The sequence below is a fragment of the Myxococcus sp. AM011 genome (genome assembly GCF_013372595.1).
Classification (GTDB): Bacteria; Myxococcota; Myxococcia; order Myxococcales; family Myxococcaceae; genus Myxococcus; species Myxococcus eversor.
Window position 1 is genome coordinate 1 of sequence record NZ_JABXEM010000398.1, and the last position, 7,293, is coordinate 7,293.

Sequence of the window (7,293 nt, forward strand, 5' to 3'; positions counted from 1 at the left end):
CGGTGGAGCCTCCCACCCCGGAAGTGCCACCGGACGACACCTCGGAGTGAAACCCCTTGGTGGGGAAGGGGGTGGGGAATAAGGTGCCGCGCCCATGCGCCCCTCCTCCCCCCTCCGTCTGACGTTCGCGCTGGTGGCCTGCCTTCTGGCGGGAACCGCTGTCGCCGCGGCGCCGACGGGCAAGTGGACGAAGAAGGTGGCGGCCGGCAAGGACCTCTACGCCACGCTCAAGACGAGCGAGGGCGACATCACCGTCCGCCTCTTCTCCAAGGACGCCCCGAAGACGGTGGCGAACTTCGTGGGCCTGGCCACGGGTGAGAAGGAGTGGAGGGACCCCAAGTCCGGGGACATGTCGAAGAAGCCGCTGTACGACGGCACGGTGTTCCACCGCGTCATCCCGGGCTTCATGATTCAGGGCGGAGACCCGACGGGCACTGGCTTTGGTGACCCGGGCTACCGCTTCGAGGACGAGTTCAACAACGGGCACTTCTTCGACAAGCCGGGTCAGCTGGCCATGGCCAACCGGGGGCCGGGCACCAACGGCAGCCAGTTCTTCATCACCACCAGCGCGCCTGACCACCTGACGAACAAGCACACGCTCTTCGGCGAGGTGGTGAAGGGCTACGACGTCGTGGAGAAGATTGGCGCCGTGGCGCGTGACAACCGGGACCGGCCGCAGACGCCGGTGGTCCTCACCCGGGTGGAGCTGAGCGAGAAGGCGCCTCCCGGCGTCGTCATCCCGAAGAAGGGCCGGACGGCGGATGTCCCGAGGGCGCCGAAGTCCGAGGGCGCTCGGCCCGAGTCTCCCCGGTAGAGCGGTGGGACTCGAGGGCAGTGGATTTGAAACGGGCTCGCTGCTTCAGCGGGCCCCACCAGCAGGACGGGAGGGCAGCATGGGAATGACGGACGAGGCCCGCGCGGGCAATGACCTTTACGCCACCTTCGACACCACGCAGGGGCAGATTGTCGTGAAGCTGTTCCCGAAGGACGCCCCGGATTCGGTGGCGAGCTTCGTGGGACTGGCGACGGGGGAGCTGGAGTTCACGGACCCGAAGACGCAGCAGCCGACGAAGCGGGCGTTCTATGACGGCACCATCTTCCACCGCGTCATCCCGGGCTTCATGATTCAGGGCGGCTGTCCGCTCGGCTCCGGCCGCGGCAACCCCGGCTTCAACGTGAAGGACGAGTTCCAGTCCGGCCGGAAGTTCGACAAGAAGGGCCTGCTGGCGATGGCGAACATCGGCCGGCCGCACACCAACGGCAGCCAGTTCTTCCTCACCACGTCGCTGCCGACGTACCTCAACAACAAGCACACCATCTTCGGCGAGGTCGTGAAGGGCTACGACATCGTGGAGACCATCAGCAACGTGGCCCGGGATGGTGATGACCGTCCCCGCACGCCCGTGACGGTCAACAAGCTGACCATCTCGACGACCCAGCCGTAGGCCGCCCGCCTGACCACCGCCCCGGGCAGATGCCGGGGGTGGTGGTCTGTTATAGGGCGCTGTTGGAAGTTCCCCCTCAGGGGCTCCCAGCCACATAGGGACTCCCAGACCACCTTCGAAGCAATGGCCTCTCCCAAGAACCACCGCAGCGGCTTCGCCGCGCTCATCGGACGCCCCAACGTGGGCAAGAGCACCCTGCTCAACGCGCTCACCGGTGAGAAGATCGCCATCGTCTCCGGCAAGCCGCAGACGACGCGCAACCGCATCCTCGGAGTCGTGACTCGCCCCGAGGGGCAGGTCGCCTTCCTCGACACCCCCGGCATCCACCAGGCCAAGGGGGAGCTCAACCGCTACATGGTGGAGAAGGCCCTCCAGGCGGCCGAAGAAGTGGACCTGGTCCTCTTCCTGATTGAACCGCCCGCGGGCGAGAAGCTCGAGGTCAGCCCCGGCAACCGCATCATCCTCGAGCGACTCCAGAAGCTGGGCAAGCCCACCTTCCTGGTCATCAACAAGATCGACTCCATCACCAAGGCGGCCATCCTTCCGCTCATCGAGCTGTACCGCCAGGAGTTCCCCTTCGCGGAGGTGATTCCCATCTCCGCGCGAGAGAAGGACGGGGTGGAGCGCCTGTTCAACACGGTGCTGAGCCACCTGCCGGAAGGTGAGAACCTCTTCGACGAGGACATGCTCACCGACCAGCAGGAGCGCACGCTGGTGAGCGAGTACATCCGCGAGCAGGTGCTGCGGCACTGCCGCCAGGAGATTCCGTACTCCACCGCGGTGATGGTGGACATCTTCGACGAGTCCGAGCGCGAGCCCCGGCCGGGCACTCCTCCGGGCCAGCTGGGCGGACTCATCCGCATCGCCGCCTCCATCTTCGTGGAGCGCGACAGCCAGAAGGCCATCATCATCGGAAAACAGGGGCAGATGCTGAAGACGATTGGCACGGACGCACGCAAGTCCGTGCAACGCCTGCTGGGCGCGCATGTGTACCTGGACCTGCGTGTCCGGGTGGAGCCGCGCTGGAGCGAGCGCCCCGAAGGCCTCAAGAAGCTGGGATACGACTGAGATGAAGCCCCTGGTAGCCATTGTCGGACGCCCCAACGTGGGCAAGAGCACGCTGTTCAACCGCCTCATCGGCCGGCGCCTCGCGTTGGTGGAGGACCAGCCGGGAGTGACGCGGGATCGCCACTACGCGGACGCGGAGTGGGGTGGACGCGCGTTCACCTTCATCGACACCGGCGGCTTCGTCCCCGGCGAGAAGGACTCGCTGCTCAAGCAGGTGCGCGAGCAGGCGCAGCTCGCCGTGGAGGAGTGCGACGTCATCATCTTCGTCACCGACGGCCGGGAGGGCGTGACGGGCGCCGACGAAGCGGTGGCGAAGTACCTGCGCAAGAGCGGCAAGCCGGTGATTGTCGCGGTGAACAAGCTGGACACCACCAGCGGGCAGATGCAGTCGCTGACCGCGGACTTCTACAAGATGGGCCTGGGCGAGGTGCATGCCATGTCCGCGGAGCACGGCCTGGGCGTGCCCGGCCTGTTCGACGAAGTCGTCGAGAAGCTGCCGCCCAAGCAGGAGGGCGAGGACGCCGAGTCCCCGCCGGACGACGGCATCATCCGCGTGGCCATCATCGGCCGGCCCAACGTGGGCAAGAGCACCCTGGTCAACGCCATCCTGAAGGAGAAGCGGGTGGTGGCCAGCGAGATTCCGGGGACGACGCGAGACCCCATCGACTCGCCGCTGACGTACAGGGACCGCAAGCTGCTGCTCACGGACACCGCGGGCATCCGGCGCAAGAAGACGATTGCCCACCAGATCGAGAAGTACTCGGTCATCGCTGCGCTCAAGGTGATGGAGCGCAGCGACGTGGCGGTGCTGCTGATGGACGCCACGGAGCCCGCGGTGGACCAGGACGCGAAGCTGGCGGGCCTGGCCGAGGAGCGCGGCAGGGCGCTGATCATCGTGGTGAACAAGTGGGACCTGATCGACGCGGATCAGCGCCGCCAGGAGGCGTTCCGGGAGTCGCTCCGGCACTCGCTGAAGTTCGTGGGCTACGCGCCCATCATCTTCACGTCCGCGCTGACGGGCTCCAAGGTGGAGAAGGTGATGGACGCGGCGGTGGAGCTGGCCGAGCAGTTCCGGTTCCGGGCGCCCACGCCCCAGCTCAACCGCCTGCTGGAGTACATGGTGGACAACCATCCGGCGCCCATCGTCCGGAGCAAGCCGCTGCGCCTGTACTACATGACCCAGGTGACTTCGGCGCCTCCGACGTTCGCGCTGACGTGCAACCATCCGGAGGGCGTGCCGGACATGTACAAGCGGTACATCACCAATCAGCTCCGGAAGACCTTTGACTTGCGCGTGCCCATCCGGCTGGTGTTCCGGGACAGGCCCGGACAGGCGAAGCGGGCGGCTCGAAAGAAGCCGCACCTCCAGCACAAGCACTGAAGCGTCCGTGCGTTGACACTCGCGGCGCGCGCTCCGTACAGTGCGCCGCTCTTCCGCCCTCCGACAGGGTAGAGCATCGAAGCGCAGAGAGAGGTTGACCGACGTGGCTGGAACCAAGACCGAGAAGATTCGCCAGCAGGAACTTCGTCAGCCGGACACCTTCCAGAAGGTCGGCGCTGACGCGCGTGACTGGCTCATCCAGCGGCAGAAGTTCATCGGCATCGCCGTGGCCGTCCTCATCCTGGGCGGTATCGGCGTGGCCATCGCCAGCGAGGTATCCAAGCGCGGCGAGGAGGAGGCCTCCCAGGCCCTGGGGCAGGCGCTCGCCGTCCTGGACCGTCCCGTGGAGGGCGTGCAGCCCGCGCAGCCCGGCGACACCGAGACGCCCTTCAAGAGCTTGAAGGAGCGCGACGAGGCGCTGGTGACGGCGCTGACGGAGTTCCGCAAGGCGCACGCTGGGACGCGCTCGGCGACGACGGCCGCGCTGTCGCTCGGCGAGGCGCAGTTCCGCCTGGGCCACTTCGCTGAAGCGCAGACCGCGTTTGGCGACTACCTGAAGGGTGCCGCCCAGAACGACCCGCTCCGCGCGGGCGCGCTGGAGGGTCAGGGTTACGCCCTGGAGGCGGAGAAGAAGTTCGACGAGGCCACCAAGGCCTTCGAGCAGATGGGCGCGGCCGGCGGTGGCGAGTTCCTGGCGGGCATGGGCGACTACCACAAGGGCCGGATGCTCATCGCGCAGGACAAGAAGGACGAGGCCGCGGCCGTGCTGTCGAAGGTTTCGACGGACCACGCGAACACGACGGCGGCGCGGCTGTCGAGCGAGCGGCTGGCGGTGCTGGCCTCGCAGGGCGTGAAGATCCCGGCCCCGGCGCCCGCGCCGGCCGCCGTCACTGACGCGGGGTAGCACGTACGCTATGAGGAAGCAGCTCGTGAGCTGGAAGCATTGGTTGGGAAGTGCCGTGGCGGCCGGTCTCCTGGGCGGATGCAGCACCCTGCCGCGCTACGGCAATCCGGAGCTTCCCCGCACGGAGCAGGCGCCTCCGGTGGACTACTTCTCGGTGGACTGGTGGGCGCCGCTGGTGCAGCCCACCACCCTGGAGTATGCGCCGCGCGAGGTGGCCTCGCCGGCGTATGACGCCAAGAGCAAGACGGTCATCGCCCTGACGCGGGACGGTTATGTCCGCGGCGTGGGTCCGGATGGCCAGCTCAAGTGGTCCAAGCGCACGAGCACCCGCTTCGCGGCGGGCGCCCAGGTGAGCGACGGCGTGGCCTTCATCCCCGGGGGTGATGGCACGCTGTACGCGCTGGACGCCGCCACGGGCGAGCAGAAGTGGCAGTACGCGGCCGGCGAGTCGCTGGCCACGGTGCCGGTGATTGCCGAGGGCCTGGTGCTGGTGGCCTCGGAGAGCGACACGCTGTTCGCGGTGAAGGTGGAGGACGGGGTCTGGGCCTGGCAGTACCGCAGGGACCCGCCGTCGGGCTTCACGGTGCGGGGCGCGTCCACGCCGCTGGTTCGCGACGGCAACGTCTACGTGGGCTTCTCCGACGGCTACATCGTCTCGCTGAACATGAAGGACGGCGGCGCCAACTGGGAGAAGTCCCTGTCTGGCAGCGGCTCCGAGTTCCTGGACGTGGACACCACGCCCGCGCTGGATGACCACGGGCAGCTCTACGTCGCGTCGTACAAGAACGGCCTGTTCGCGCTCGAGGCGGAGTCCGGCGACCTGGTCTGGACGAGCGCGGTGGGCGGCATGACGGCGCTCCTGGCGAAGGGGCAGATGCTCTTCACCGTGGGCGACGGCCGGGTGGACGCCTATCTGGCGGAGGACGGACGGCTCCTCTGGTCGCACCCCCTGGGCGAAAGGGCTGGCCATACGCCGGTGTTCGCCAAGGGAATGCTGATTGTCCCCATCCAGCGCTCGCTGCTGTTCCTGGACCCGAAGACGGGGCAGGCGCGCGTGTCGTGGAACCCCGGGGACGGCATCTCCGCGACGCCGTTCGTGGCGGGCTCGAAGCTGTTCGTGCTCTCCAACAACGGCTGGCTCTACTCGCTGCAGTTCAACGGGCTGAAGGGGTGACGACGGTGGCGACCCGGACGGTCCGCGTGGTGGCGGCGCTGATTCCAGGTCGCCTCGACGCCCAGCGCTTCCTGGTGCAGCAGCGGCTTCCCGGTGGAAGCCGCGCGCTCCTGTGGGAGTTTCCTGGTGGCAAGGTGGAGGCCGGGGAGACGGATGAGGCGGCGCTGGCTCGCGAGTGCCGCGAGGAGCTGGACGTGGAGCTCTCCGTGGGCCGCCGGATGTGGGAAGGCCGCCACGAGTACCCGGACCTGACGGTGGAGCTGGTGCTCTACGGGGCTCGAATCGTGTCGGGTGAGCCGAAGCCGTTGGGCGCGCATGCGCTCGAGTTCCGGACGCCCTCGGAGATGAAGTCACTGCCGTTCTGCGAGGCGGACATTCCGCTCCTGGACGAGCTGGTGGCGGGAAGGTTGGGCGCGCTCGATTGATGCTTCAGCGGACGTTCCAGCACATCCCCGGCGTGGGCCCCTGGCGCGAGAAGGACCTCTGGGCACGAGGCTTCAAGACGTGGGACGACTACCCCGCGGCCGGCGAAGGGATTGCCATCACCCGGAAGACGGACGACATCGCCCGGGAGCGGCTCGCGCAGGGCCGTGAGGCGCTGGAGCGCAGGGACTTGCGTCGGCTGGCGGAGCTGATTCCGCCCCGTGAGCACTGGCGGTTGTATCCCGAGTTCCACCAGGACGCCGTCTACTTCGACATCGAGACGGACGGCCGCGAGGCGCAGGCGCCCACGGTGGTGAGCCTGTTCGATGCGACGGGCCTGCACGTGTTCATCCAGGGCCGGAACATGGATGAGCTGCCGGAGGCCATGGCGGCGCGGCGGTTGTGGGTGACGTTCAACGGGTCCACGTTCGACGTTCCGGTGCTGCGCAACTACTTTGGCGCCGGGCGGTTTCCGGTGCCGGACGCGCACATCGATTTGCGCTTCGTCACGCGGCGGCTGGGGTTGGGCGGCGGGCTGAAGGAGATTGAAGGAAAGATTGGCGCCGAGCGCCCGCAGCACATGAAGGGCGTCAACGGCTACGACGCGGTGCTGCTGTGGCGGGCGTATACGCGGCGCGGAGACGTGGAGGCGCTGCGCTTCCTGGTGGAATACAACCTCTACGACTCCTTCCAGCTCCGGACGCTGATGGACGTGGCCTACAACCGTGGCGCCGACGATTTGAACCAGGACGTGCCCCGGCTGCCGGTGTTCGAGCGCGGCGAAGTGCTCTACGACGTGAGCCGCATCCTCATGGACCTGAGCCCCACGGAGAGAGACTTGGAGACGCTCGCGCGCGTCCGGGCCGAGGAACAGGGGCCCTGAGTCGCTGAGCAGGGC

At 67.8% G+C, this 7,293-nt stretch carries 8 protein-coding genes; all 8 read left to right on the forward strand.

The features are described from left to right. Positions 1 to 94 precede the first annotated feature (94 nt). The 8 genes from HUW62_RS44400 (at position 95) to HUW62_RS44435 (ending at position 7,278) form a co-directional block, all read left to right on the forward strand. Positions 95 to 814, forward strand: coding sequence for a peptidylprolyl isomerase (locus tag HUW62_RS44400; protein ID WP_176437891.1), 720 nt, complete (start codon positions 95 to 97; stop codon positions 812 to 814). A gap of 79 nt (positions 815 to 893) precedes the next feature. Further along, a complete protein-coding gene (locus tag HUW62_RS44405; protein WP_163869858.1) occupies positions 894 to 1,445 on the forward strand; it encodes a peptidylprolyl isomerase in 552 nt (183 codons plus the stop codon). A gap of 123 nt (positions 1,446 to 1,568) precedes the next feature. Next, positions 1,569 to 2,513: a GTPase Era gene (era, locus tag HUW62_RS44410; RefSeq protein ID WP_163869859.1), complete on the forward strand. Its 945-nt coding sequence runs from the start codon at positions 1,569 to 1,571 to the stop codon at positions 2,511 to 2,513. A gap of 1 nt (position 2,514) precedes the next feature. After that, entirely contained in the window at positions 2,515 to 3,894 is a 1,380-nt protein-coding gene (gene der, locus HUW62_RS44415) for a ribosome biogenesis GTPase Der (protein ID WP_163869860.1), read from the forward strand. Between the two features lie 103 nt (positions 3,895 to 3,997). Beyond that, positions 3,998 to 4,798: a tetratricopeptide repeat protein gene (locus HUW62_RS44420; RefSeq protein ID WP_163869861.1), complete on the forward strand. Its 801-nt coding sequence runs from the start codon at positions 3,998 to 4,000 to the stop codon at positions 4,796 to 4,798. A 10-nt stretch (positions 4,799 to 4,808) separates the two neighbouring features. Next, positions 4,809 to 5,972, forward strand: coding sequence for a PQQ-binding-like beta-propeller repeat protein (locus HUW62_RS44425; protein ID WP_176437892.1), 1,164 nt, complete (start codon positions 4,809 to 4,811; stop codon positions 5,970 to 5,972). 5 nt (positions 5,973 to 5,977) lie between these two features. Then, complete coding sequence (locus HUW62_RS44430) at positions 5,978 to 6,397, forward strand: (deoxy)nucleoside triphosphate pyrophosphohydrolase (protein ID WP_163869863.1); 420 nt, start codon at positions 5,978 to 5,980, stop codon at positions 6,395 to 6,397. Beyond that, entirely contained in the window at positions 6,397 to 7,278 is an 882-nt protein-coding gene (locus HUW62_RS44435; RefSeq protein ID WP_163869864.1) for a ribonuclease H-like domain-containing protein, read from the forward strand. Before HUW62_RS44430 ends, HUW62_RS44435 begins: the two co-directional genes overlap by 1 nt. The last annotated feature ends 15 nt before the right edge of the window (positions 7,279 to 7,293 follow it).

Coding starts and splice junctions, on each gene's coding strand:
- HUW62_RS44405 (WP_163869858.1), top strand. CDS start 894: ATGGGAATGACGGACGAGGCCCGCGCGGGCAATGACCTTTACGCCACC.
- HUW62_RS44425 (WP_176437892.1), top strand. CDS start 4,809: ATGAGGAAGCAGCTCGTGAGCTGGAAGCATTGGTTGGGAAGTGCCGTG.
- der (WP_163869860.1), top strand. CDS start 2,515: ATGAAGCCCCTGGTAGCCATTGTCGGACGCCCCAACGTGGGCAAGAGC.
- HUW62_RS44400 (WP_176437891.1), top strand. CDS start 95: ATGCGCCCCTCCTCCCCCCTCCGTCTGACGTTCGCGCTGGTGGCCTGC.
- era (WP_163869859.1), top strand. CDS start 1,569: ATGGCCTCTCCCAAGAACCACCGCAGCGGCTTCGCCGCGCTCATCGGA.
- HUW62_RS44435 (WP_163869864.1), top strand. CDS start 6,397: ATGCTTCAGCGGACGTTCCAGCACATCCCCGGCGTGGGCCCCTGGCGC.